This window comes from Moorena sp. SIO3A2, assembly GCF_010672265.1.
Lineage (GTDB): Bacteria > Cyanobacteriota > Cyanobacteriia > Cyanobacteriales > Coleofasciculaceae > Moorena > Moorena producens.
In genome coordinates, this window is record NZ_JAAHHC010000001.1 from 192,462 (window position 1) to 216,434 (window position 23,973).

Below are 23,973 nucleotides of genomic sequence, written 5' to 3' on the forward strand. Positions count from 1 at the left end.
AAAAAAAATGGTATAATCAAGGAAAATTAAATACATTTAATATCTATATAATTGCCAAATAGCTAATGAAAAATACTGCTAATTTTTCATAGCTAAACGCTATATAGTAATCAGATTTATGAAAAACTGAAATGGCGATTGGTCTACGGCCACGCTACGGTAACGCATTAGCTCATTGCTCAATGATAGTACATTTGTATTAAAATGTTGCTCCCTAGCTCCTGTTTTCTAATCACCATCCATTTTTGGTCTCAAAATTTTTAGCCAGTCAATTTTTAGGCATTACTCTTGGGTTAGTAAGTTGTAAGGTAATGTCAACCATCTGCGCCCAAACTTAAGTCAATACCAAGCCATCGGCAATTTCGAGAGTCTGCATCTTGACCCAAAGTTGCCCCTCAAGACTAAAATCATCTTGAGCGATTGACTTTTTGGCTCCTTGCCCCAATGGTGAAATTGTGAACCCCTTGATGAAGAGCAATGAGTGAATCTGAAAACCCCAATAACCTTCCCCTTCCTGAGTCTACTACCGAAATGGATAACCAGGATACTAAGAAGCAAGATCAGCAGCAGACCGACCATAACCCAAAAATGCTCAGCTTCGCACCAGTACCTGATGATTTCACGATAGTATCTGATGATATAGATAATCTTATTGAACAGTCAATACTAGAACAGACTATAGAATCACTCCTTACCACCATGGCATCATCAGTTACAGAAACGGATACTGATGGCACTGATGATACTGATACCACTGATATTGACACTGAGATAGCTGATGTTTCTGAGGAACAGTTAGCCAAGGATGGTGAATGGTTTGCCTTAGCCCAAAAACTGAGCTTGGACAATCATCGCTTAAAGCAGCAAGTGACTCAGCTGCAGCAAGCACTCCAGGAAAAACAGCAGGAGTTAAACGGACAAGCTAAGCAATTGCGAGAGTACGACAAACTCCTGTCCACAAAAGATCTGGAACTCAATACAGTTCAAGACCAATTAACCCGTTTGTTCCACACTCTAGAATCATCCCATCAATCCGGTCAACGCCAGCAAATTTTGGTCGAAACCTTATCAGAACAGTTACAAAGCTCTCAGGATCAAGTTGCCAGACTCGAACAGGACTATTCCCAAACCCAGCAGCGCTACAACGAACAATCTCATCAGCTGGTGCAATTGAAAGATACCTGTCGAGAACTTAGAACCCGTCTATACCGACAACAACAGCAAACCTTGCAATTTAAGGTAGCCTTAGAAAAGTGTCTGGAAATGCCTGCCTCTGAGAGTTCTGTGGTACAACAGCAAGAGAGTCGGAGCATCATTGCTCAGCAATCTCTGCTACAAAAAGCCCAGCCCATTAGACCCTGGTCTGCTGACCCAGAGTTATTTGCAGAAGAATTTATTTTCAGCAGTACTGGTAATTCTCCTGCCCAGTCTGAATCTACCACAGAAGCATTATCGGTTGACAGCAGCCAACCTAACCAAACTGATCCTATATCCCCAGCAGATGCCTTAGGTCCAGGGCAAACTCAGGTAATCTCCCCTGAAAATGTGACAGCCAAAGAGTTAGAAGTAGCACAACAGTTAATTGAACAAATGTCTGCCCTGGCAGAGGAATTTGGGTTGTCCGAGTTGCCATCAGAGTGGGCTGATACCAAAGTCGATGGCACATCAGAACTAGAAACCACACTAGAAACCGCTAACTTAGATGAATCTGACCAAACCGTTGAATTGACTAGTGACCTTGAGGAAACCAGTAGGTCAGAGCATACTCAGACCTTGGAGCCTGAAGCCAATCCACCGAGTGAGGAATTGCCAGAAGATATCATAGAGGCTGAGTCAAAGTCAAATCAAACCAATGACGTATTTCCGTCTCACGGTAAGTCGCCATCACCAGTACTCTATCCCCTACGTCCCTCCAAAGGGCGCAAATCCTTAGCGTCTATTGAATTACCAAGGTTTCCCCGTTATCGTTCTTCCTGAGGTTGACCCATAGATTAGGTTCGATGACACAATAGTTTCACATACTGATATATTAAAGAATTTAAAGTTCTGTAACCTCTGGCGCAAGACTATCAAAACCCTGCGGTAAACTAGCCCTTGATCCTTAAAATTCCCTGTCGTTTGCCTCAAACGCCGACAATACGAACCTAGGCAAAGATAATCCTGGTGGAATCATCGGGAATATCCCCAATTTTCCCAAGGAGACAGGTAAGCGGTTTTTCCGCAATGTCCGATAAAAAAATGTAGGAGTTCTTAAATCAATGTCTCATAGCGTTAAAATTTACGATACCTGTATTGGTTGCACCCAATGTGTTCGGGCTTGCCCTCTAGATGTATTGGAGATGGTTCCCTGGGATGGCTGTAAAGCTGGTCAGATTGCCTCTTCTCCTCGTACAGAAGACTGTATTGGTTGCAAGCGGTGCGAAACTGCTTGTCCTACTGACTTCTTGAGCGTCCGGGTTTACCTGGGAGCTGAAACAACTCGCAGCATGGGCTTGGCTTACTAAGCATTAACAAGCGCAATCTATCCGATGTTGACGGTTGACTGTTGATGGTCAACCGTTGACGGTCAACCGTCAACACAGGACACTCCACTCATAGCATGGCTATAGTTTGAGTATTATGCTTACTTACTAAACTCAACACTATGTGTGGAATAGTCGGCTATATCGGTCCGCAAATCGCTACAGAAATTTTAATGGCAGGATTAGAGAAACTCGAATATCGGGGTTATGATTCTGCTGGGATTGCTACAGTTTCGGAAGGGGATGTTCATTGTGTCCGTGCTAAGGGAAAATTGCACAATTTGCGCGAAAAACTGGTACAAATCGAAAACCAGGCGCGGATTGGCATTGGACACACGCGCTGGGCAACCCATGGTAAACCGGAAGAGTATAATGCTCACCCCCACATGGACATGGCAATGCGGGTGGCAGTGGTACAAAATGGCATTGTTGAAAACTACCGGGAATTGCGGGAGGAATTGATCCAGCGGGGACATGAATTCCGCTCCGATACCGATACAGAAGTTATTCCCCATCTAATTGCTGAGTGTTTACAGCAAAATTCTGCTTCTTCCTCTTCGTTCTTTTCTCCTTTCCTAGAAGCAGTGCGGCAAACAGTGAATCGATTAGAGGGAGCTTTTGCCCTAGCTATCCTTTGTGCTGACTATCCTGATGAATTGATTGGAGTGCGGCAACAGGCTCCTTTGATTATTGGGTTTGGTCAAGGGGAATTTTTCTTTGGCTCAGATACCCCAGCATTGTTACCCCATACCAGGGCAGTATTGAACTTAGACAATGGGGAAATCGCACGGTTAACTCCCCTAGGGGCAGAAGTTTACGACTTTGAGGGTCGTCGCTTGAATAAGTTCCCCCGTACCCTCAGTTGGAATCCCTTTCAAGTGGAAAAGCAAGGATTCCGACACTTTATGCTTAAGGAAATTTATGAGCAACCAGGGGTAGTGCGCAACTGTTTCGAGCGGTATCTCAATAGTCATTGGCATGCTAATCCTACAGAGGCAGAGGCAGAGGCAGACCTGGCTAATTCCCCAGTTCAGTTAGGCATACCAGAGTCACTGTACGGGGATGTAGAACAGATTCAGATTCTGGCGTGTGGGACCAGTTGGCACGCTAGTTTGGTGGGTAAATATTTGTTGGAGCAGTTGGCAGGAATTCCCACCATGGTGCAGTATGCATCTGAGTTTCGTTATGCACCAGGTCCGTTAACTAAGAATACCCTAACCATTGGGGTAACTCAGTCTGGGGAAACTGCTGATACCTTAGCAGCACTGGAGATGGAAAAACACCGTCGCAGTGGATTAGACCCTCTCTATCAGCCCCGACTCCTGGGAATTACGAATCGACCAGAAAGTTCTTTGGCTCAGTTGGTGCCTGATGTGATTGATACCCAGGCAGGTATTGAAATTGGGGTGGCGGCCACTAAAACCTTTGTGACCCAGTTAGTGGCCTTTTATTGTCTAGCGCTAGAGTTAGCTTACCGACGTAATACTCTCGCCCCTGAAAAAATTCAAGCAATTATGGCAGACTTACGGCAATTGCCTACTCAGATTGAGCAAGTGCTGGAAAGTCAAGAAAAGTATATTGAAGAATTAGCCCATGAGTTTGCGGAAACCCAAGACTTTATCTTTGTAGGACGCGGGATTAATTTTCCGATTGCTTTAGAAGGGGCGCTGAAACTTAAGGAAATTAGCTATATTCATGCTGAAGGCTACCCAGCTGGGGAAATGAAGCATGGTCCGATTGCTCTGCTGGATGCTAAGGTGCCTGTGGTTGCGATCGCAATGCCTGGTGCTGTCTATGAGAAGGTAATTTCTAATGCTCAGGAAGCTAAGGCTCGGGATGCTCGGTTGATTGGGGTGACACCGAGCAATGGCAAAGAGGCGATGGATATCTTTGATGATTTGTTACCTGTACCAGAAGTCGAGGAGTTGCTTTCACCAATTCTGGCAGTGATTCCGTTGCAGTTGTTAGCCTATCACATTGCGGCAAGGCGAGGATTGGATGTGGATCAGCCCAGGAATTTGGCGAAGTCGGTGACTGTGGAATAGATTTTTTGTTGACTGCTGAAGGGTGTTCGCCTAGCCTGGCCTTTTGGCCAAGGTTATTTAGGGCTGGCTGCATGAATGCAGAAGGCATACCCGACAAGGCTTTCAAGCCTTTTTTCCCAAAACAAGTGCAAGGAATAGGCATCTTGTCGCTCAAAAACCTGGTACTTTTGTCGGAAATCCCTGGGTTTTCTTGGGAAACCAAGGGGTGAAACTCAGATTTCTCAAGCTGTGTAGCCTCTAAAGTCGCTTTGTAGACTTATTCAGCAAGCCCTATTTAGTTGAAGGTTATTTGGTTGAAGATTGAAGGTTGAATGTGAACGCGTGGCCAAAGGCCAAGGTTATAGGGTTGAACGCGCACCCGTGGCCTTTTGGCTAAGGTTACAGGACTTACGCAGTAACACTACCTTTAGGGTGCATTACCTCTAGTGGCGTGGCACAGCTAAAATAGTGCAATAGTTTTTTCTGCTAAACCCTTGTTAAAAGTAGATTATGGTATTTTTCTAAAGCAACATTTAAGGTATGCCACGCCACTAGGGTGAATTAATAACGTACCCTACTAAACTAATTTGTTCTAGGATTAAACTTACCGACTGGTTAGCATTGGTAAAGTTGAGCAAAAACCATGACCGTTACCAAAATTATTGGGTTTAAAGCCCCGTCCTTATAGGACGGCTTTTCTTTTAGACTTCGTATTGAAAGTTTACACTAGATGTGCTATTCTAAAATTATAAGCAATAGACTTTTGTACCAGCTAGATACTATCTAAACATAAGTAGGCAACGTAAAAAATATGTAGAGCGTACATATTGCGTAATTGGGTCTAACGACTTAAATGTCTATGAAGAATTTAGATAAAAAAGTATCTAGTTAAATAGATAAACATAAAGGTACGGTGGGGCACACCGAAACCTAGGTCAAAGACCAAATACGCTTGTGGAGAGGAGACCTCTATTTTTCCTGGCTCCGGCCTGGTTAAACAAGTCACCCCGTGGAAGCAAGAATCCCCGTCCTTCCAGGGCGGTGAGTGTCAATATACCCATCAAAGCTATCCAACTCACACCCGGTAGTGTCATTACTATAGATAACCTTAAATGGCAAGACTTTGAAACAATTCTTGAGGAAATTGGGGAAAAGCGACAAGTGCGGCTGACCTACTATCAAGGAAATTTAGAAATCATGTCCCCCCTTGCCATTCACGAAAGACCCCAATCGATTACCCACTATTGCCAATTATTTCTCAGGCACACAGGTTCCCACTAAACAAGCTCGATCCAAATTAACACCACTCAAAGAAGCCCCATCCATCTCAGCACAAAGCAAATTCGCCCCACTGAGATTACTACCAGATAGATTAGCTCCACGGAGATCGGCCTCTTCCAGATTTGCTTCACTTAAGGTTGCCCCTTGTAAATCTGCCTGAGACAAATCGGCTCCCTTCAAATTGGCACTATTAAGATTAGCTCCTCGCAAATCTGCCCCTCGCAAATCTACCCCTTGCAAATTCACCCCCATCAAATTGGCACCACTTAAAAAAGCACCGGTAAAGGAAGCCTGACTCAACTTAGCCCCCATCAAATTAGCGCCTCGGAGATTACCACCCCGCAAGTCCGCACCACTCAAATCCGCCTGCATCAAATTAGCTCCTAGCAAATTCCCCCGCAAGTCAGCAGATTCGAGTTTGGCACCAATTAAGTTAGCACCATCGAGACGAGCACCATTCAAATTAGAGCCAGAGAAATTTACCCCCACAAGTGTTGCACCAGCAAGATTAATTTTTTCCAATTGGCTACCGGAAAGATCCTCATCTTCCAAATCTGCTCCTGGCAGTTGCTTTACTTTCCCCGCCCGAATTGCTTCAATTTCCATCAACCAGATAACCTTGGCCAAAAGGCCACGCTACGCGTTCAACTGTTCATCCTTCACCCTACCCTACACCGGACCCCTGGGCAAGAACAACCTTGGCCAAAAGGCCACGCTACGCGAACAACCCAATAACCTTCAACCCAATAACCTTCAACCCTCAACCTTGGCCAAAAGGCCACGCTACGCGAACAACCTTCAACCTTGGCCAAAAGGCCACGCTACGCGAACAACCTTCAACCTTCAACCTTCAACCATATAACCTTCAACCATATAACCTTCAACTTTTCTTCCTTCATCCTTCAACCGTTACTCTTTCCTCAGATAAGGAATCAAGCAACCACATTCCTGAAGCAATTTTAGGCTGATTAGCCTGCAAACTCATACCCTGCTGCATTCCCATCACTATCAGTCCCAGGGTTTCCACCAGTTTAGGGTCAAACGCTTCCCCTGACAATGCCTGACAGCTTCTTAGGGCAATAGACAGAGCATCCTCCTCAGATTCATGGGTATTGAGTTGCTGCTGAAAATAGGCCATCAGCCTCAAAATCCTCGATTCCAAGGGAATATTATCGTAAGCTAAGCCATCCGGTTGTCCTGAACCATCCCAGGATTCGGTTTGATGGGTAATAATGTTAGCGACAGCCTGTAATCGAGGCATAATCCGTAACACCGATCCCCTCGGAAGAGATTCCTGCTTCTCGATTACGTCTTTCTGAGCAGCTGACTTAGGGGGTAGTTCTATGTTAACCCCCTGCAAGGGGGATAGACGGTGCAAGAGTGCTGCCAGACTTAAACGTTTCAGTTGCCATGCTGGTAAATCCAGCAACTGCCCGATAGTCTCACACAAGGTTTTTACCTCAGCGCCAGCATTGGGATTGACAGCATCCGCTTGGTCAATTAGCTGGGCCATACGCAAGAAAGCCTGCATTTCATTAGAAACCAGGTTATCGTCTAACACCTGAACATGGCTAGGGGAGGTATGGGAAGGTAACTCTTGTTGACCCTTCTGAAGATAGTTCACGACCCGATTCACCACTGCCCCAATATAGTCTCGTGGCTTGGTGCTTTCGATAATCTGTTGAAGTTGTGCAGTTAAGCTGGCTTGCAAGTCTGGCTTATATTTACCAATGTGAGCGATCGCAAACTCCACTGTCTCCCTGACCAAGTCTGGCTCAAATGTCCAGAATCCGTAGAATTTGCGCTCTCGGTCTTGCTCTGGCAGTCCTTGAGTGCCATAATCCGACTCAGATAATTCTTGACATAACACCATTGCTGTGTATGTCTCGGAAATAATAATCAAGTGCCACTCTTGAGCTACAGGATCGGAGGAATCTAAACTAACTAGGGCAACATTCGACCGCTGGCTGGTGGGATGTTCAGCAAAGCCAGTATCTGGTGCTGCTAGGATTACCACCTGAGATGATTTTACCGCTATATCGCCGTAGCGTTCAGCTTCCTCAAGATACCATTGGCCCCGCTGGAAGGCCGTAATCATTAGTGGAGCACTGTCGGACTCTAGGATAAAGTCTTCTAGGGCATGGCACAGCGATACTAAGGTATTTTTGTAATAAACTCCAAAGCTTAAAGGTTTTTTGGTGCCGCGATGGGCTTGTTCTAGTTTTTGTAATATCGAACCTGAGCGCATGGTTACTAAAAAATTGTTAATTAAATTTTGTTAATTAAATTTTGCCATTTCACCTTTCTATTTACTTAAACTGACCAGTTGTTTTTCTTGGCGTTTATTTGCTACTATTGGGGCAGTGAGGGCTGCTTCTAATGGAGCGACTCCTAGTCTTTCTTCAAGGATTTTCATCACTTCACGGCCAAAATCATTGGAATTTTGCCGCCAAGCTTCCAGACAAACTTCACCAAAGAAAGACCCTAGGGGTTCGGGATTCCATAGGAGTTTCTTAGCTGTCCAGGGCATCAGACTCATGGGATCATAGTCCCGATTGAGCATAGTTTTGTCAAAGGCGTACTGTTCTAAATGGGTATGGGGTTGTAGACCAATGAAGAAAATGGCTGGTTCGACTTTATCCCTACCAAATATTTGCTCTAGTTCCCGGTGATAGGCAATAGTCTGGCGAATGGTGTCAAAGGTTTCATCGATTACATTGAAAGAATAGTTGACGGAAACTAGGTCATTGAAGCCCGCTGCTTTTAAATCACGACAGTTTTGCAGTACGGTGCGTAGGTTATAGCCCATGCGCATTTTCCGCACCAGTTCCTGAGAACCACTGGTAATCCCGATTTCAAAGTAATTCATCCCGGTTTTTACCATCAGGTCGCATAATTCTGGGGTGAGATTGTCTGCCCGAATGTATGCTGCCCAGTTAATGTCGCTCATTCCAGCATCAAGGATTTTCTGCAACAGTTCAACGGCATCACCAATGAATTTTTTGGCAGGAATGAACTGGGCATCAGTGAACCAGAACTTGCGGATGCCTCGGTCATAGAGTTGGCGCATTTCTGCGACCACTTCATCTGCCGGGTTAATCCTTACCTGTTTGCCTTCTACAACGGTATAGATACAGTAGCAGCAGTTATGGGGACACCCACGCTTGGTTTGAACTCCAATGTAAAAGTCGTTCTGTTGGAAGTAATAATCAAAGCTGGGCCAGATGCTTTGAATATAGTCGTAGTTGCAAGCAATTTTTTCAATGGGAGTGGGAGACTCATGGATCATGCGATCGCGTGGTTTAGCTTCCCCTACCACATAACAGCGCTGATCATCGAAGTTCTGACCCAGGAGAATTTTCGTGAGTAAGGTTTCCCCTTCTCCAACGGAAACGATGGTTCCAGTTGGCAGTTTATTTTCCAACTGCTCATAGAATACACTAACTGCTCCACCCCCCACAATCAAGCGAGCGTCTGGGTTATATCGTTTAGCCCGTTTGAGTCCTTGTTTGATTAACCCCAAGTTCCCCCACAGTTCGCCATAGTAAGACGCCGCTAAACGCAGACCCCCCAACGCTCCCCGTAATTTCACCAAGGGATTGCGAGCATAGTAAAACTCAAAGGCATTTTGGAGCGGGTTACCACCCCTACCACCCACTGGAGCATAAATTTGAATGTCGCGCCAGGAAAATACCAACAGGGTTGGTTTAAATTGGTCTATCTCAGTATCCAAGGCGCTGGCAAAGTCTAGAGGAGGTACAGTTCCCAAGTCAAAAATGCGCTGTTCTACACCCGGGAACTGTTTATGAACATGGTCAGCTAAATAAACCACCCCGATCGGAAAGATTGGATTACACGGAAGGCGAACATATAGTATTTTCTGTTCCATTGGTAACTGTTTATAGTAATGTTTTTTTGTTATTATAAGTTTTTTTTATCAGTAAGGTTAGTTTGGGTTATTCTTGACCAATTCCGATCGCCTTTGGCGCGGGCAAAGCCCATCGCGTAGCGTGGCCGTTCGCGTAGCGTGGCCGTTCGCGTAGCGTGGCCGAAAGGCCAAAAGGCCAATTAAGCTCAAGATTTCAAGCCAGATCTATACCCAGAGTTATAGACAGATTTATCTACCGCCATTTTCTCTACTTTGAGACTACGGCGGGCAGAAGCTACCAAGGGTGGGCAACAATTATGAAATTGGTTTTTACATATCTTAACTTTACCAAAATTAGGGATTTACCTCAACCTTATGGTAGTTTTGTCTATAGGGATCAAAAATCAGCATCAAGTCATCTAATAGAGTAAAGTACTATAATAGGCTTTATAGAATGAGCATTAGACCTGATTTATACTGAATATCGCTAAAAAAAGCAAATAATCCTAAATAATACCAATAATTAGCATACTGACGCGGTTTTGTCGGTGATAGGCTGAGGTAGACTTCAATAATTAGTAGCCATGTTTACAGCTCGCCGGGATCATAAATGCTACCTTGGTGTTTGTAATAAATTAACCTTTAGAGAATTAATAGATATGACACAAATTTTTGATCCTATTCCTTCAGATAGCCAAGATTCCGTTCTGTGCTGCTATGTGAACGCCACTAGCCAGATCCAGATTGCTAGAATAACGAATATACCTAACTGGTACTTTGAAAGAGTTGTTTTCCCAGGGCAGCGCTTAGTTTTTGAAGCACCGCCACAGGCTCTTCTAGAAATACATACAGGGATGATGGCAAGTGCCATTCTCTCAGATACTATCCCTTGTGACCGCTTATTGGTTAGCCAAAGTGGTAATGCTTATGGCTATCCTGTTTCCGCCGAATCAGCCCAACCTGCCGATATCAAGCCACATCCAGAAACAGTTGATAGTCAAAGAGTGTTCACTGAAAAATTGCCTACCCTGGTTAGCGCGGTCTAGTTACTATCTCTATACGTTGGGGTTGCTTACAACAGGAGCAACCCCTTTTTCATTGGTTGAAGGTTGTTTGGTTGAAGGTTGTTTGGTTGAAGGTTGAAGGTTGTTTGGTTGAAGGTTGAAGGTTGTTTGGTTGAAGGTTGAAGGTTGAAGGTTGTTCTTGCCCAGGCGTCCCTTGTCAGGTAGGTTGAGAGTTCAAGCTAAATAGGCTATAGTGCTAGACTTGTAACTTGTCACTTGGTCTGTAACCATAGCAAGGGTAATTCAAAAGTGAACAAGAACAGATCTTGAGATTCTGTTCCATCACCCCATCACCCCATCACCCCATCACTCCATCACCCTGTGAATCTGCCTTCTTTTCTCTGGCTCTGGAAAATTGCTGCTTGGTCTATGGGTTTATCCCTCTTTGCCTATGTACTCCTGGCAATCACCGGCAGCATTGTGTTTTCTCAACGTCACTCTGGACGTCCACGACCGACTTGGTTACGCCCTCTGCACTACATCATTGGTTGGATCATGGTCGCTCTAGTCTTGGTTCTGCTGGGGATTGGTTTAGTAGGTACCATCGGCCATTACGGTCATCTAGGCCATTCAGCCCACTTAATAGCTGGATGGTCTGTGGTAGCACTGGTATTACTCTCAGCCTTTAGTGCTACCCAAATTAGCCCTCAAGAACCCTTAGCAAGGGCTGTTCACGTTGCTACTAACATTGCTTTGCTAGTGGGATTTACCTGGGTTTCCCTTACTGGTTGGGAAGTTGTGCAGAAATATATTAGGCATTAGTCATTTGTTAATTGTTAGTTTCGATTTTAAATTTATCGAAAGTTTAAAGTTTAAACTTTTAACTTTAAACTTTAAAGTTATCTGTCAGGGATGGATAGCTTTACTTTGCCGATGGACGATTTTGAGAGCGATAAAAAGGCTTTTTGACCACAACGGCGGGATAGGATTTACCCCGGATTTCTACTTCCAGCTGCTGTCCAACTTTGCCCAACTTTCTGGGAACATAGGCTAGTGCGATCGCATTTCCTAAGGTTGGTGCTAATGTACCACTAGTAACAACTCCTACCACCTCACCATCAGCTAGGACTGGGTAACCATGGCGAGCAATCTGCCTTCCTTGCATCTGGATCCCAACTAGCTTGCGCTCGATCCCCGTTGCTTTTTGTTGCTCTAGCACCGAGCGTCCGATGAAGTCTCCTTTGCTATCAAGATGCACTAGCCAACCTAACCCAGCTTCTAAGGGTGTCGTGGTATCATCAATATCTTGTCCGTAGAGTGCCATAGCCGCTTCTAGGCGCAAGGTATCTCTGGCACCTAAACCACAGGGAGTGACACCAGACTCTAAAAGTTTGTGCCACAGCTCTATGCCGACATCTGGGTCTAGCATCAGCTCAAATCCGTCTTCCCCTGTGTAACCGGTTCTAGCAATAAATGCCGGTTTCCCCAACACCGTTGCCTCTAGATGTCCAAATGCTTTGACTGGTGCTAAGGCTTCTTTGACAAATGGCTGAAGATGTGATATTGCCAATGGTCCCTGTACTGCAATCAAGACTTTTGATGTTGAGAGGTCTTGTAAGGTAACTGAGTCAGCATCCAGGTGAGCTAACAACCAGTCTTTGTCTTTGGTGCAGGTTGCTCCATTAACAATCATCATCCCCCGCTGCTCCCCAGACTCCTCCTCACCTTGGTAGTAGAAGATAATGTCATCAATGATTCCACCATTCGGATTTAACAACACCGTGTATTGAGCTTGACCCGGTTGCAAGCGGGTTAAATCCGAAGGCACTAGAGACTGCAATTGCTCCCGTAGTTGCTTACCATTAAAAGCAAACTTACCCATATGGGAGATGTCGAAAATTCCGACAGCAGTTCGTACTGCAGCATGTTCTTTTTTCAATCCGCTAAATTGTACTGGCATTTCCCAACCGGCAAAAGCTGTCAAGCGGGCATTTTGTGCTACCACCTGGTCAAAGAGGGGAGTGCGAGCCAGTTTAGGGGTTTCGGATTGGGACTCTGGAGATCCTGGGGAATTGGCCACGGGTTTTAATAATGGTGTTCAGTTATCAGGTTAGTGTACCATCTATCTGCTATTATCAGATGCGTTCCCGTAGCGTGTGCGTAGCACAATGTGGAATGGGCATCTTGCCCGTTTAGCACAATGTAGAATGGGCATCTTGGCCGTGTAGCACAATGTGGAATGGGCATCTTGCCCGTTACAATTTCGCGTTTTTTTAACAACAGTTGCTAAACAGTTAGTAAATACGCCCCTTTTAAATTTATCACTGTTAAGGTACTATATTATCTTGGTAAAGACTATCCCACTAATATGAACAAGAAAGTAATTTGGTATATCAAATCTCAAGTTGGAGTTCTGCTTTTTCCCTTAGGTTTATGCTTATTTGGAGAAGCCGTTTCTAAAAGAATTGAAGGAGAGCCTTGGTTTTGGTTAGGAACCTTAAGCTTAGTTGTGATTAATGCCGGGATTGGTTTGATGATTGAAAGCGGATTGATATCCGGTTTTCCCAGAGATAAGGTGGCCAAAGACGACTCAAACTAGTCAGTTATCAAGACTGAATTAAGTTTTTATGTAAGCATATGCGCTACTTGAGGTGCGGTCAGCGGTCAGCGGTCAGCGGTCAGTGGTCAGTGGTCAGCTTAAAATCAACCTTTTTCCTCAGATTAAACTAATCCTTACCTGTTTTATTCAAAAGACTTTCGTGACTATTAAACTAATCCTTACCTGTTTTATTCAAAAGCTGATAACTGATAGCTCATAGCTGATAGCTCATAGCTGATAGCTCATAGCTGATAGCTTACAGTAGTTTACCAAGGTAACTCGCTTCCATCCCAGGAGAAAAACTGTCCACTATCCCCTTTATCCAGCTTTTCGATCACCGCCAGTAGTTGAGTAACAGTACGCTCTACTGGGAATAACTTATCAGCAGGTACATTTTTTTGAAAGGGTTTAGAAAGGCGCGTATTGGTTGTACCAGGATGCAAGGTAACAACGATAGTTTGAGGACTTTTTCTACTGTATTCAATTGCCACTGTTCGCATAAACATATTTAAGGCTGCTTTCGATGCTCGATAGCCATACCATCCTCCCAGTTGGTTATCACCAATACTGCCAATTTTGGCAGAAATGCTAGCAAAAATACTGCGATCGCTATGACGGAATAATGGTAATAAATGTTTAGCCAGCAGCACTGCTCCAATACTGTTCACCTGGAAGTAACGGATCAAGTGTTCTGAATTAATCTGTTTCAGGCTTTTTTCTGGTTGTAAGCTGCCGTCATGAAGCAATCCAACACAATTAATCACTAAGTGGAGTTTGTCTATCTCTACACTGATTTGTTTGACAGCTTCAGATACTTGCAACTCGTCGGTAATATCCATCGATAGACAAACTAATCGATTAGGATAGTTGTTTTCAAGCCCAATTAATTCCGAACTAGAATCACGGTTACGATAACTGCCATAAATCTTGGTAAACGTTTCATCTTGCAGCAATTGTTTGACAAAAGCCAGACCAATACCTCCGCTGGAACCGATAATTAAGGCATTGGCATTGTTAATTCCATCTATAGACATTTATTAGGGCTCCGCGCAGGGAGTAGACAGTAGGGAGTAGGAGAAGTTTGGGAAGTTTAGGGACATAGGAGAGATTTTTATTAAGGGTAATTATCCGGAGATAATTTTAAGGTTTATCTTAACAAACAACATTAGCTCAAAATTTGTGATAAATCTAGCACGAATCCAGACAACACATCCTCTCCTGACAAGCTGCTCGGGGATTCCAAAACCTCCCTATCCTGCCCAGGGCGATAAATTGCTACCTGTTGATTTTGAGGGTCAATTAACCAACCTAGACGTACACCACAGTCCATGTACTCTTGCATCTTTTCCCGCAACGTCTTCAGGTTGTCATTAACAGAGCGGAGTTCCGCCACAAAATCAGGAGCCATTGGTAATAATTTATCAGGATCCCGATTAAGTGCTTCTAATCTTTCTACCCTTACCCAGGAGGCATCAGGAGAACGATTGGCACCATTAGAAAGCGTAAAGCCCGTTGAAGAATCAAACACTAATCCGGTTCCATCACTATCAGCCCAATTACCCAAACGTTGCGTCAGTCGGCTATTCCGGTTTCCGCTTTTCCATCCCGTTGGTGCCATGATAATTAGTTCTCCCTTGCTGGTACTCTCAAGACGTAAATCTTTATTGTCCTGACAGAGTTGGAAGAACTGTTCATCTGTTAGTTTAATCGTGGGAGCTAAGTTGAGAATAAGAGCAGTCATAATTGATAATTATAGCAATTTCGGGGAGATAGGGAATCGGGAATCGGGAATCGGGAATCGGGAATCGGGAATCGGGAATCGGGAATCGGGAATCGGGAATCGGGAATCGGGAATCGGGAATCGGGAATCGGGAATCGTAGTAAAGAGCTGGGAGTATTTTTTGATATTATACTAAATTAGCGTAAGCTATCAGCTATCAGCTATCAGCTATCAGCTATCAGCTATCAGCTATCAGCTATCAGCCAAAGGCCAACGGCTGACCACTGACCACTGAACACTGACCGCTGAATGCTTACCTTAGGGTTTAAAAGTACCCACTGAAATATCAACACTAACTGGGTCTTCATTATCCACTAAACCATCGCCATTATCATCCCAAACAGAGGTCGCGAAAAAACCGCATATAATATCGATTTCCTGCTCAGAAACTCTCAAAAATAGAGACCCCTGTTTAGTCGCGCATTTAAATTCTGCTTTCTGGACTAGCTCTGGAGCCTTTGTTCGTAATTGAGGCAATACTTTCTGGCACTGTTGGTCAGAAGTAGAGCAAACTAATGGCTTCACAAACGTAGAATCATTGGCTACTAAGGGCAAAACCCCTAACCATGTACCAGTGCGACTGCCATTTCCTATAGGTTTATCCCAACAAAAAAAGCTGACTCGCTGGGGTTGTCCTTGATTCTGAAAAACCTTTAAACTTAAATGTTTGCTATCACTACACTCCCTTTCCCATTCAGCTATTTGTTCAGGAAAACTATCGCCAAGGTCAGCTAAAACTTCCTGACATTGGCGTTCGCTACAATCCCCTGCTACGTTCCGAGGCTGGGTTTTATCTGCTGGGGTTTCACTACCACAAGCAAGCACAACGAAACCAACCATAACACTAGGAATTGCTAATCCTTTTAATCTCATGTCACAATTGCGAATAGTTATTATAGAGTTTCCTATAAATTTTATTCCCTGCTCCCTATTCCCTGCGCCCTATTCCCTGCTCCCTATTCCCTGCTCCCTGTTCCCTTTGCTATATAGCAATTTCAATTTAAATTTGCCATCCTCAATCTACAGAGCAAATCATTCAAAGCATCCTTAGCTGATGGTGCTTTTGGTAACCAACTAGACTCAGAAGCTTCCTCTAATTGACTCTGTAGACGACTATATTCTCCCTCATGAAATTCAATATTTGTATCTTCCAATACAGACTTTTCTGCTCCTGCTAGCTTTCGAGCAATTAAATCTGGAATATAAGGTAACTGGAACACCTGATTGAGCTTAACCAAGTTAGCTTCTATTTCGCCAGTTTTCATTAAATGGATACCAGTCAACAGCGCCCGATAGACATAAAGCAAAGGTTTGACCCGACATGGACTCATCTTTTGAAACAGTTTCCATTGAGTTCGGGAAAATCCTAGATAGTGATGGGCATGGTAGCAAGTAATGCATTGTTTTGCGATCGCTTTTAATTCCTCATGCTCCGGTGTAGTATGAATCACTAGGGGTGAGTACAGCTGCTCTAAGACATAACCATTCTTTTTCAGCAGCATCTCAAAGAACTTTTTGATATCGTGAGTGACTAGATCCAGTTCTATGGAATCCCGAATTTCCGAAACTTCAATCGTTTCCGGTCCCGGCTCTAGTCCTATAACTTTCTGTACTGGCAGAATGTGACTACCACGCAAATCATAATCAGAATCTGGTGAAGGGAAACCATACAAATGCGCTCCACTGAGGGTAGCGAATAACAGTGGATGGGGTTGAGTATAAATTACAGATAGTAGTTTTTGGTTTAAATTCATATATAACTAAACCATACTTTGACGTGCTTTAATCAAAAACCCATTAGCTGCTTCATAATCCGGACGTTCTGGCAAATTGGTGTTAGCAAAAGCAGTATCAAACTCTTGATGTAAACTCAATCGCCAAGCCGTAACCTCCTCCCATGGCATTTCATCCCGACGGATGGCTAGGAGTTGTTGCCGATACTCCTCAACTTTAACTGGTACAAACCCCTCTTTCAAAACTGTGATACCTGAGAGCAATAAACGGATTAAGTGCATAGCATGTTTTAATCGAACTGCTCCTTTAGTCCGAAAATCTTGCTCCATTTTTTTAAATTGGGACATCACATACCCATTATAGGTTTGGTAAACCAACTTAGACAGAAAAATATCTCGAATAGCTAGCAATTCCTCTGCTAGAGGAGTGGCTGTTTCCACTAGTGGTGTGTAGAGACATTCCAACACATTTGGATTAGCCTTCAGTGCCAAAATGATAAACTTTTGAAGCTCCCAGTAGCACTCCTGAGTCTCGTGCTTTTCTAACTGTTCCGGAATCCCATACAGTGACCAGTGAACCACAGCTGGTGGCAGGTAAATACCCCGTCTGTCTATATCAGAGTTTTCATCATCGAGACCAAATGCTCTCGACCCTACTACACAGCGGTAGATAACATGATCATATAAATTTAACTCTGTGAGTAAGTCTTCCGAGAGCTGTAACCCTTCTTTTTGGAAGTGTTTACGAATACTAAATTCATGGCGACGTAGGGTAACTTCCCTATCATCAGGCAAACGCACCCGATAGGCATGGGAATCATCTGTTGGTGCCTTGACTATTACACCGACTGCTCCTTGTACACATAATGTTTCACCCGCAGAGTTTTTAGCAGCCACACGAGTTACCACTTGGGTACCGACTGGCAAGATTAAGTGAGGATTCATTTGTTATAAGTTTTTTGTATAAACCCTAATATTAAAATATTATAGCATTCTTAAGTAAGATGTAAAACTAGGCTTGATTGTAAATACGATTCAGTATTTTATCCAATAAATCTGGATCTTTATAAGGATTATTTTTTTTTGATTCTTCCCAACTCATCCTGGCTTCAGAAAGTAATTTATAATAGCTAGTTGGGGATTTAAAAACTACATTATATTCTTCAAGTAAATAACCCTCTAATTGCTCAAAGTTACATCTATATCGTTTTTTTATCCAAGTGATAACTTCTTTTTTTTCTTGTTTATTTAAATAGCCTTTACCCCCTTTGTAAGATAATTTTAATCCTTCTACACCCGCTGAATTAAATTTTTGTTTCCACTTACTAATGAAGCTCTTTGATACATTTAATGATTCGGATATTGCTTGATAGTTCCAGCCTTGTATGGCAAATTTTACAGCTAGCGCTCTTTTTAATTCTCTTGAATCTGGATTACTATTAATCCACTTATCCAACTTTCGGTTTTCTTGATTTGACATAGAGTTTTTATCCCATATTTTTTAAATTATTAATTTTTTTAAGTAAACTTATAGCAATTATCATAGCTATGAGGTACAAAATTTCGGGATTTTAGGGAACAGGGAACAGGGAACAGGGAACAGGGAAGAGAGAACAGGGAACAGGGAAGAGAGAACAGGGAATAGGGAATAGGAATGCGCTGCATCAAAACAGGGAATCAACGTCAAAAAAGACTGTACCTCATAACTGCAATCAACGCTATATAGTCATAACTTTATTCGTTGAATTATAAATTAAAAACCTGAACAAATTTAAATTTATTTTCTACCAATACCTACTCCATAAAACCAATTAATAAAGTCCATCAAACAAGTATTGCTATATAATAATGGTGATGCCTATCATTATTTTTGTTTAGCGTAAATATTTTTTAGGTGCTTCTTAACCGTATTGATGCTGATAAATAGCTGCTGGGCAATTTCTCGGTAAGTAAAGTTGGCTTTTTTAAGTGACCATATTTGCTCTTCCCGGGGCGTTAAGCCATATTTTAGAGCATCAGTGCTAGCGGAAATTTGATAAGATTGATTTTGATCTTCTAGGGTTACTAAGAGGTAAGGTTCTGGAGATAACTCTAACGTTAACCATCTAACCCTAACCCGAAAGTTAACTGACTTATCCACTTGAATTTCAGCTTCGATAATTAGTTTGCGATCGCAAAACCACTCACGACTATCAATTAATGATTCGCAAACTCGCCAAATTGGGTCAGGGATAGAATTTATCTGTGACCTACCTTGAGTGATTTTAGAACACATTCGACGTCCACACTCATTGGCATGAAACCAATCTTGGTTAGTAGTTAGAATCAGCACCCCATCCACAAACCCCTCAAGGATTGCTTGGATCAGTAATGGGGGTTCTGACCTTGTTTGTGCCATGACTACTTAAACCTGAATTACACATTATCCAGAATTCCGGATTTGCCCAGGCTGTGCTAGACACAGTTTTGGATCAGGTTTGGATCACCTCGTGATCACAACAGATGATCCAAAATTGGCACTTGACAATTTGTATAATAAAGTATAATAATTTTGAGCTCTCAGCTGGCTCTAATTTGAATTATTAAAACATCAAGTAGCAAAGCATTGTGAACAGGATTGTGAAGAGGTTTCCTGAGGTGCGACCAGTGGCGAATTTAATTCTTAATGGGTCTTGCGCACCTAAGTGTTGGTGGGATATTGTGACTGACTTTGGCAGTATGTCTACTGACAGAGGCTCCGATTGCACAAGCGCGGAAGCTGAGGCCGTAGGCCACGCGGAAGCGAACGCTTCATCGCCTAGGGTGCCCGTAGCGCATTAAGATTCTCTGGGTCGCGAGGATGTTTGAGAAGTACCAAATGTTGGTAATAAGCCATCATAATCCCAAATCTTAGGGACTTTGTACTAACTTACCCCCTTGCTTTGGGGGGTTAGGGGGGCCTTTCGAGTCGGATCCAACATCTTTAAAATACCCTCTTAGACCTGGAATATGCCTAAGGGTGTTTGCCAGAGTTGACCTGCGATTCCCTTGAGCTTAGGTTTTGCTTCGATTTGAATATAGCATTTTTATTTGAGATGTAAACAGCGGACCCGTCGAAACAGGTAACTTCGGCTCAGGGAACAGGGAACAGTAGGAAAGAGCTCCAAAGAGTTTTTGATGTTATGAGAAATCATCAAGATTGTTCATGACCTATTTGTAAATCCTATAGCTGAGGTGAGATTTTGCCATCTTTACAAGCGTCTCGACAGGGAAGACTAACAATTAAACAGTATCGAAACCGAAAGGGATGGACGATAGAGGATCACAGATGGCTGGTCGAGGCGAGTAAGATCTTAAATCCAGATATCGACTGGGCATCCTCCGAGTATGGGTTGCAAGAAATCTATGCTCCTGGTGTCTCCCTAGCTACTTGGAAACGCTTCTTGCAAGGAAAGCCGATTAATGCCCAAGTTTTCCAGGTATTTTGCCAAGTTTTAGGACTTAACTGGGAATATGTGATTGAGAACAGCCTCCCTAAGTCCTCAATCCAGAAGACAACCACTAAAATCCCCTCAAATCGAGTAGATTGGTCAGCAGCGCCGGATGTGCCAGTTTTCTTTGGACGTACCGAAGAATTGGCTACCTTAGTGCAATGGATTCTCCAGGATCGTTGCCGAGTGGTGGCAATTTTAGGAATGGGTGGAATTGGCAAAACTGGACTCTCTTTGAAGCTAGGTAAGGGTGGAATTGGCAAAACTGATCAGTCCCTCAAGCTAGATCATGGCATTCAGGATGAGTTTGAGTACGTCATTTGGCGTACGCTACTTAATGCTCCTCCCATTATAAAAATTCTCGAAGAGCTGATCAAATTTCTCTCCAACCAGGTAGAAAGCAATTTACCAGACACCATAGATGCTCAACTATCACGACTACTTCACTATTTGCGTGAGCATCGCTGTTTGCTAATCCTGGATAATGTGGAGTCAATTCTACAAGGTGGTGACAAGCCTGGGCAATATCGAGAGGGATATGAGGAGTATGAGCAACTGTTCCGACAAATTGGAGAAGTCTCCCATCAAAGCTGCTTGTTGATCACCAGCCGAGAAAAGCCCCATGCCATTGCCAGACTTGAAGGCAAAACACGACCGGTTCGTTGCCTGGAATTAAGCGGTTTTGAAGTTTCAGATGGCAAGAAAATCTTTAATTCCATTGCCTCGTTCTCTGGTTCAGATCAGCAATGGCAAGAACTGATTGAATTTTACAACGGTAATCCTTTATCCCTAGAAATTGTTGCCAAGCATATTGATGAAGTATTTTTGGGTAATATTGGCGACTTTTTAACAGAAGGGAAACCAGTCTTCGATGACTTTCGTGAAGTGTTAACCTGGCACTTTGAGCACTTGTCAGACTACGAACAGGAAATTCTGTACTGGTTGGCAATTAATCGGGAAGCTGTTTCCCTTGCCCAACTCCGAGATGATATTCTCTCACCAGTCGCTAAACAACAGTTACCAGTAACACTGCAATCCCTACAAAGACGTTTACCTTTGGAAAAAAGTTCAGCAGGCTTTACCCTGCAACCTGTGCTGATCGAGTACATGACTGAGAAAGTAATTGACAAGGTTAGTCAGGAAATACTCACCGATAAAATAGCTCTGTTTAATTCTCATTGTTTGCTGAAGGCTTTGGCAAAACAGTACATTCGGGAAAGTCAATCCCGTCTGCTCCTCAAACCATTAATCGCTCAGCTAATCGCTAGTTTGAGTAGTCAAAGTTGTCTTGAGGAAACTCTAAATAATAGTCTTTCGAAAATAAGAGAAAACTTGGTGCCAAGGGTAGGCTATGCAGCCGGTAATATCCTTAATCTGCTCTGCCAACTTAAAACTGATTTAAGGGGTTATGATTTTTCTAATCTCACTATTTTGCAAGCTTACCTTCAGGGGGTAGAGTTGCTAGATGTAAACTTCGCTAATGCTACCATCGCTAAATCAGTTTTTACTCAACCTTTTGGTAGTATTTTGTCAGTATCATTTAGCCCCGATGGCCAGCTTTTGGCTGCAGGTGATAGCATGGGCAAGATTCATCTGTGGCAAATTGCTGATAGTCAATACCGTTTAACCTTGAAGGGACACACCAGTTGGGTATGGTCTTTGGCCTTTACTAGGCTAGATGATGGTAACAGTGAAGAGACTCAGATTTTGGCTAGTAGCTCTGAAGATCAAACCGTCAGGCTCTGGGATATTGCTACCAGTCAATGCCTCCACACCTTGCGAGGACATAGGAGTAGAATATGGTCAGTTGCTGTCAGTGGAGATGGCACAATTGTTGCTAGTGGCAGTGGCGATAAAACCGTTAGAATCTGGGATGTTAGTACCGGTGAATGCTTGAACATCTTGCCAGAGCACTCCCAAACCGTAAGAGCCGTAGCTTGTAGTCCCGATGGTGCCATTCTCGCCAGTGGCTGTGAAGATAAAACTATCAAACTCTGGGACTCTGATACAGGTGAATGCCTCAGCACCTTACAAGGACACTCTCATCAGATCAGGTCAGTGGCTTTCAGCCCCGATGGAACTACCCTCGCTAGTAGTAGTGATGACAAAACCGTAAGGCTATGGAATCTTAGCACCGGTAAATGCGTTAAGATGCTGCGGGGACATACAAAAAGCATACGGTCAATTGGCTTTAGTAAAGATGGAACCACTCTCGCCAGTAGTAGTGATGATAAAACCGTAAGGCTATGGAATTTTAGCACTGGTGAATGCCTCAATAAGTTGTACGGACATACTAATGGTGTATGGTCTATTGCTTTGAGTCCAGATGGCGTAACTTTAGCAAGTGGTAGTGATGATCAAACCGTAAGGCTATGGAATATTAACACTGGTCAATGCCTCAACACGTTTCGAGGATATACCAATGGCGTATGGTCTATTGCTTTCAGTCCAGATGGGACAACCCTCGCCAGTGGCAGTGAAGACCAAACCGTAAGACTTTGGGATGTTGGTACCGGTGAATGCCTCGATACCTTACGAGGACATACCAATTTGATATTTTCTGTTGCCTTCAGTCGAGATGGTGCAATCTTAGTTAGTGGCTCTAAAGACCAAACCCTCAGACTCTGGGATATTAGCACTGGTGAATGTCTCAACACCTTCCACGGACCCAAGTGGGTACTTTCAGTCGCCTTTAGTCCCAATGGAGAAATCTTAGCCAGTGGTCATAATGACGATAGGGTAAGACTCTGGGATATTAGCACCGGTGAGTGTTTCCAGACCTTATTAGGACACACGAGTTTGGTCTGGTCAGTGGCTTTCAGTCCAGATGGCACAACCCTCGCTAGTGGCTGTGAAGACCAAACCGTTAAACTCTGGGATGTTGGCACCGGTGACTGTTTAAGTACTTTGCAGGGACACCGGAATATCATCAAGTCCGTTGTCTTTAGTGGAGATGGCAGAATTCTCGCTAGTGGCTGTGAAGACCACACTGTTAGGGTCTGGGATGTTGGCACTGGTGAGTGTCTCAACACTTTGCGTGGACACACCCATCGATTACGCTCAGTGGCGTTCAACCCTAATGGTAAACTGATCGCTAGTGGTAGTTATGATAAAACCTGTAAGCTCTGGGATGTTCAGACAGGTGAATGTTTAAAAACTCTCCATGGACATACTAATGTGGTATGGTCTGTTGCTTTTAGTCGAGATGGTTTAATGCTAGCCAGTAGCAGCAACGATGGCACCATTAAGTTTTGGGATATCGAGAAGGGTCAATGTATCAAAACCCTGAGAGTGCCTAGACCCTATGAGGGGATGAATATCGCCGGTGTTACTGGTTTAACAAAAGCAACTATTACCTCCCTGAAAGCTTTGGGAGCAGTTGATTAGACTTGTTGCAGAAGTCGGGAGTTGGGAGTCGGGAGTCGGGAATCGGGAGTCGAGAACAGATGTAGGGTGGGCAGTGCATCCGTTAGATTCACTGACTAGCCATAGCATTGCTAAGCACTGCCCACCAAAAGTCGGGAATTCATGTAGGGTGGGCAGTGCATCCGTTAGATTCACTGACTAGCCATAGCATTGGGTTTGCACTGCCCACCAAAAGTCGGGAACTGCCATCTGGCTTCTGGCTTCTGCCATCTGGCTTCTGCCTTCTGCCATCTGGCTTCTGGCTTCTGCCATCTGGCTTCTGCCTT

General features: G+C 43.7%; 23 protein-coding genes. 11 read left to right on the forward strand and 12 right to left on the reverse strand.

Going from position 1 to position 23,973, the window contains the following annotated elements:
- Positions 1–477: 477 nt before the first annotated feature.
- The 4 genes from F6K64_RS00780 to F6K64_RS00795 all read left to right on the forward strand — a co-directional run bounded on the left by F6K64_RS00780 (position 478) and on the right by F6K64_RS00795 (position 5,827).
- Entirely contained in the window at positions 478–1,977 is a 1,500-nt protein-coding gene (locus F6K64_RS00780; protein WP_008181064.1) for an AAA family ATPase, read from the forward strand.
- Between the two features lie 281 nt (positions 1,978–2,258).
- Positions 2,259–2,504, forward strand: coding sequence for a photosystem I iron-sulfur center protein PsaC (psaC, locus tag F6K64_RS00785; RefSeq protein ID WP_006616272.1), 246 nt, complete (start codon positions 2,259–2,261; stop codon positions 2,502–2,504).
- Between the two features lie 140 nt (positions 2,505–2,644).
- Positions 2,645–4,567, forward strand: a complete 1,923-nt coding sequence (gene glmS / locus F6K64_RS00790; RefSeq protein ID WP_008181061.1) for a glutamine--fructose-6-phosphate transaminase (isomerizing) — start codon at positions 2,645–2,647, stop codon at positions 4,565–4,567.
- A 1,020-nt stretch (positions 4,568–5,587) separates the two neighbouring features.
- Positions 5,588–5,827 (forward strand): hypothetical protein, encoded by a 240-nt coding sequence (locus F6K64_RS00795; RefSeq protein ID WP_202799165.1) that lies wholly within the window; start codon positions 5,588–5,590, stop codon positions 5,825–5,827.
- Here F6K64_RS00795 and F6K64_RS00800 read toward each other — a convergent pair.
- Entirely contained in the window at positions 5,798–6,433 is a 636-nt protein-coding gene (locus F6K64_RS00800) for a pentapeptide repeat-containing protein (protein WP_008181057.1), read from the reverse strand. The two genes, F6K64_RS00795 and F6K64_RS00800, sit on opposite strands and share 30 nt — an antisense overlap.
- Positions 6,434–6,446: 13 nt before the next feature.
- On the opposite strand from F6K64_RS00800, the gene F6K64_RS00805 reads away from it, so the two are divergent.
- The gene (locus F6K64_RS00805; protein WP_131826956.1) at positions 6,447–6,689 is read left to right on the forward strand and encodes a hypothetical protein; all 243 of its coding nucleotides are present in this window, start codon (positions 6,447–6,449) and stop codon (positions 6,687–6,689) included.
- Between the two features lie 33 nt (positions 6,690–6,722).
- On the opposite strand, the gene F6K64_RS00810 is transcribed toward F6K64_RS00805, so the two are convergent.
- The 3 genes from F6K64_RS00810 to F6K64_RS00820 are packed head-to-tail and all read right to left on the reverse strand — an operon-like array spanning position 6,723 to position 9,895.
- Positions 6,723–8,075 (reverse strand): DICT sensory domain-containing protein, encoded by a 1,353-nt coding sequence (locus F6K64_RS00810; protein WP_008181053.1) that lies wholly within the window; start codon positions 8,073–8,075, stop codon positions 6,723–6,725.
- A 57-nt stretch (positions 8,076–8,132) separates the two neighbouring features.
- Complete coding sequence (locus tag F6K64_RS00815) at positions 8,133–9,716, reverse strand: photosystem II high light acclimation radical SAM protein (protein WP_008181051.1); 1,584 nt, start codon at positions 9,714–9,716, stop codon at positions 8,133–8,135.
- A gap of 32 nt (positions 9,717–9,748) precedes the next feature.
- Entirely contained in the window at positions 9,749–9,895 is a 147-nt protein-coding gene (locus tag F6K64_RS00820) for a hypothetical protein (RefSeq protein WP_154659707.1), read from the reverse strand.
- A 459-nt stretch (positions 9,896–10,354) separates the two neighbouring features.
- Here F6K64_RS00820 and F6K64_RS00825 point away from each other — a divergent pair, with 459 nt between their 5' ends.
- Both F6K64_RS00825 and F6K64_RS00830 read left to right on the forward strand, forming a co-directional pair.
- The gene (locus F6K64_RS00825; RefSeq protein ID WP_044492458.1) at positions 10,355–10,741 is read left to right on the forward strand and encodes a DUF1830 domain-containing protein; all 387 of its coding nucleotides are present in this window, start codon (positions 10,355–10,357) and stop codon (positions 10,739–10,741) included.
- Positions 10,742–11,080: 339 nt separating this feature from the next.
- Positions 11,081–11,521, forward strand: a complete 441-nt coding sequence (locus F6K64_RS00830) for a DUF4079 domain-containing protein (RefSeq protein ID WP_008181048.1) — start codon at positions 11,081–11,083, stop codon at positions 11,519–11,521.
- 100 nt (positions 11,522–11,621) lie between these two features.
- Here the strand turns inward: F6K64_RS00830 and gcvT are convergent, their stop codons facing one another.
- A complete protein-coding gene (gcvT, locus tag F6K64_RS00835) occupies positions 11,622–12,779 on the reverse strand; it encodes a glycine cleavage system aminomethyltransferase GcvT (RefSeq protein ID WP_008181046.1) in 1,158 nt (385 codons plus the stop codon).
- Positions 12,780–13,067: 288 nt separating this feature from the next.
- Here gcvT and F6K64_RS00840 point away from each other — a divergent pair, with 288 nt between their 5' ends.
- Complete coding sequence (locus F6K64_RS00840; RefSeq protein WP_008181043.1) at positions 13,068–13,298, forward strand: hypothetical protein; 231 nt, start codon at positions 13,068–13,070, stop codon at positions 13,296–13,298.
- Positions 13,299–13,564: 266 nt separating this feature from the next.
- Here F6K64_RS00840 and F6K64_RS00845 read toward each other — a convergent pair whose 3' ends face one another.
- Together F6K64_RS00845 and F6K64_RS00850 are read right to left on the reverse strand one after the other, a co-directional pair.
- The gene (locus F6K64_RS00845; RefSeq protein WP_008181041.1) at positions 13,565–14,332 is read right to left on the reverse strand and encodes an SDR family NAD(P)-dependent oxidoreductase; all 768 of its coding nucleotides are present in this window, start codon (positions 14,330–14,332) and stop codon (positions 13,565–13,567) included.
- A gap of 131 nt (positions 14,333–14,463) precedes the next feature.
- Positions 14,464–15,039, reverse strand: a complete 576-nt coding sequence (locus F6K64_RS00850; RefSeq protein WP_008181039.1) for a Uma2 family endonuclease — start codon at positions 15,037–15,039, stop codon at positions 14,464–14,466.
- On the opposite strand from F6K64_RS00850, the gene F6K64_RS00855 reads away from it, so the two are divergent.
- Positions 15,020–15,214 (forward strand): hypothetical protein, encoded by a 195-nt coding sequence (locus tag F6K64_RS00855; RefSeq protein ID WP_287264693.1) that lies wholly within the window; start codon positions 15,020–15,022, stop codon positions 15,212–15,214. The genes F6K64_RS00850 and F6K64_RS00855 overlap by 20 nt on opposite strands.
- Before the next feature lie 122 nt (positions 15,215–15,336).
- Here F6K64_RS00855 and F6K64_RS00860 read toward each other — a convergent pair whose 3' ends face one another.
- The 5 genes from F6K64_RS00860 to F6K64_RS00880 all read right to left on the reverse strand — a co-directional run bounded on the left by F6K64_RS00860 (position 15,337) and on the right by F6K64_RS00880 (position 19,209).
- Complete coding sequence (locus F6K64_RS00860) at positions 15,337–15,951, reverse strand: hypothetical protein (RefSeq protein ID WP_287264694.1); 615 nt, start codon at positions 15,949–15,951, stop codon at positions 15,337–15,339.
- A 122-nt stretch (positions 15,952–16,073) separates the two neighbouring features.
- Complete coding sequence (locus tag F6K64_RS00865; protein WP_008181036.1) at positions 16,074–16,832, reverse strand: nucleotidyltransferase domain-containing protein; 759 nt, start codon at positions 16,830–16,832, stop codon at positions 16,074–16,076.
- Between the two features lie 6 nt (positions 16,833–16,838).
- Positions 16,839–17,756: a nucleotidyltransferase domain-containing protein gene (locus F6K64_RS00870; protein WP_287264696.1), complete on the reverse strand. Its 918-nt coding sequence runs from the start codon at positions 17,754–17,756 to the stop codon at positions 16,839–16,841.
- Between the two features lie 67 nt (positions 17,757–17,823).
- A complete protein-coding gene (locus F6K64_RS00875; protein ID WP_287264697.1) occupies positions 17,824–18,291 on the reverse strand; it encodes a helix-turn-helix domain-containing protein in 468 nt (155 codons plus the stop codon).
- 384 nt (positions 18,292–18,675) lie between these two features.
- Positions 18,676–19,209: a helix-turn-helix transcriptional regulator gene (locus tag F6K64_RS00880; RefSeq protein ID WP_008181031.1), complete on the reverse strand. Its 534-nt coding sequence runs from the start codon at positions 19,207–19,209 to the stop codon at positions 18,676–18,678.
- Between the two features lie 248 nt (positions 19,210–19,457).
- Here F6K64_RS00880 and F6K64_RS00885 point away from each other — a divergent pair, with 248 nt between their 5' ends.
- Together F6K64_RS00885 and F6K64_RS00890 are read left to right on the forward strand one after the other, a co-directional pair.
- A complete protein-coding gene (locus tag F6K64_RS00885) occupies positions 19,458–19,631 on the forward strand; it encodes a hypothetical protein (protein ID WP_287251348.1) in 174 nt (57 codons plus the stop codon).
- 401 nt (positions 19,632–20,032) lie between these two features.
- On the forward strand, positions 20,033–23,668 hold the full coding sequence (locus F6K64_RS00890) for a WD40 domain-containing protein (protein ID WP_287264698.1): 3,636 nt from the start codon (positions 20,033–20,035) through the stop codon (positions 23,666–23,668).
- Positions 23,669–23,973 lie beyond the last annotated feature (305 nt).

Coding starts and splice junctions, on each gene's coding strand:
- F6K64_RS00780 (WP_008181064.1), top strand. CDS start 478: ATGAGTGAATCTGAAAACCCCAATAACCTTCCCCTTCCTGAGTCTACT.
- psaC (WP_006616272.1), top strand. CDS start 2,259: ATGTCTCATAGCGTTAAAATTTACGATACCTGTATTGGTTGCACCCAA.
- glmS (WP_008181061.1), top strand. CDS start 2,645: ATGTGTGGAATAGTCGGCTATATCGGTCCGCAAATCGCTACAGAAATT.
- F6K64_RS00800 (WP_008181057.1), bottom strand. CDS start 6,433: ATGGAAATTGAAGCAATTCGGGCGGGGAAAGTAAAGCAACTGCCAGGA.
- F6K64_RS00810 (WP_008181053.1), bottom strand. CDS start 8,075: ATGCGCTCAGGTTCGATATTACAAAAACTAGAACAAGCCCATCGCGGC.
- F6K64_RS00815 (WP_008181051.1), bottom strand. CDS start 9,716: ATGGAACAGAAAATACTATATGTTCGCCTTCCGTGTAATCCAATCTTT.
- F6K64_RS00825 (WP_044492458.1), top strand. CDS start 10,355: ATGACACAAATTTTTGATCCTATTCCTTCAGATAGCCAAGATTCCGTT.
- F6K64_RS00840 (WP_008181043.1), top strand. CDS start 13,068: ATGAACAAGAAAGTAATTTGGTATATCAAATCTCAAGTTGGAGTTCTG.
- F6K64_RS00845 (WP_008181041.1), bottom strand. CDS start 14,332: ATGTCTATAGATGGAATTAACAATGCCAATGCCTTAATTATCGGTTCC.
- F6K64_RS00850 (WP_008181039.1), bottom strand. CDS start 15,039: ATGACTGCTCTTATTCTCAACTTAGCTCCCACGATTAAACTAACAGAT.
- F6K64_RS00860 (WP_287264694.1), bottom strand. CDS start 15,951: ATGAGATTAAAAGGATTAGCAATTCCTAGTGTTATGGTTGGTTTCGTT.
- F6K64_RS00865 (WP_008181036.1), bottom strand. CDS start 16,832: ATGAATTTAAACCAAAAACTACTATCTGTAATTTATACTCAACCCCAT.
- F6K64_RS00870 (WP_287264696.1), bottom strand. CDS start 17,756: ATGAATCCTCACTTAATCTTGCCAGTCGGTACCCAAGTGGTAACTCGT.
- F6K64_RS00875 (WP_287264697.1), bottom strand. CDS start 18,291: ATGTCAAATCAAGAAAACCGAAAGTTGGATAAGTGGATTAATAGTAAT.
- F6K64_RS00880 (WP_008181031.1), bottom strand. CDS start 19,209: ATGGCACAAACAAGGTCAGAACCCCCATTACTGATCCAAGCAATCCTT.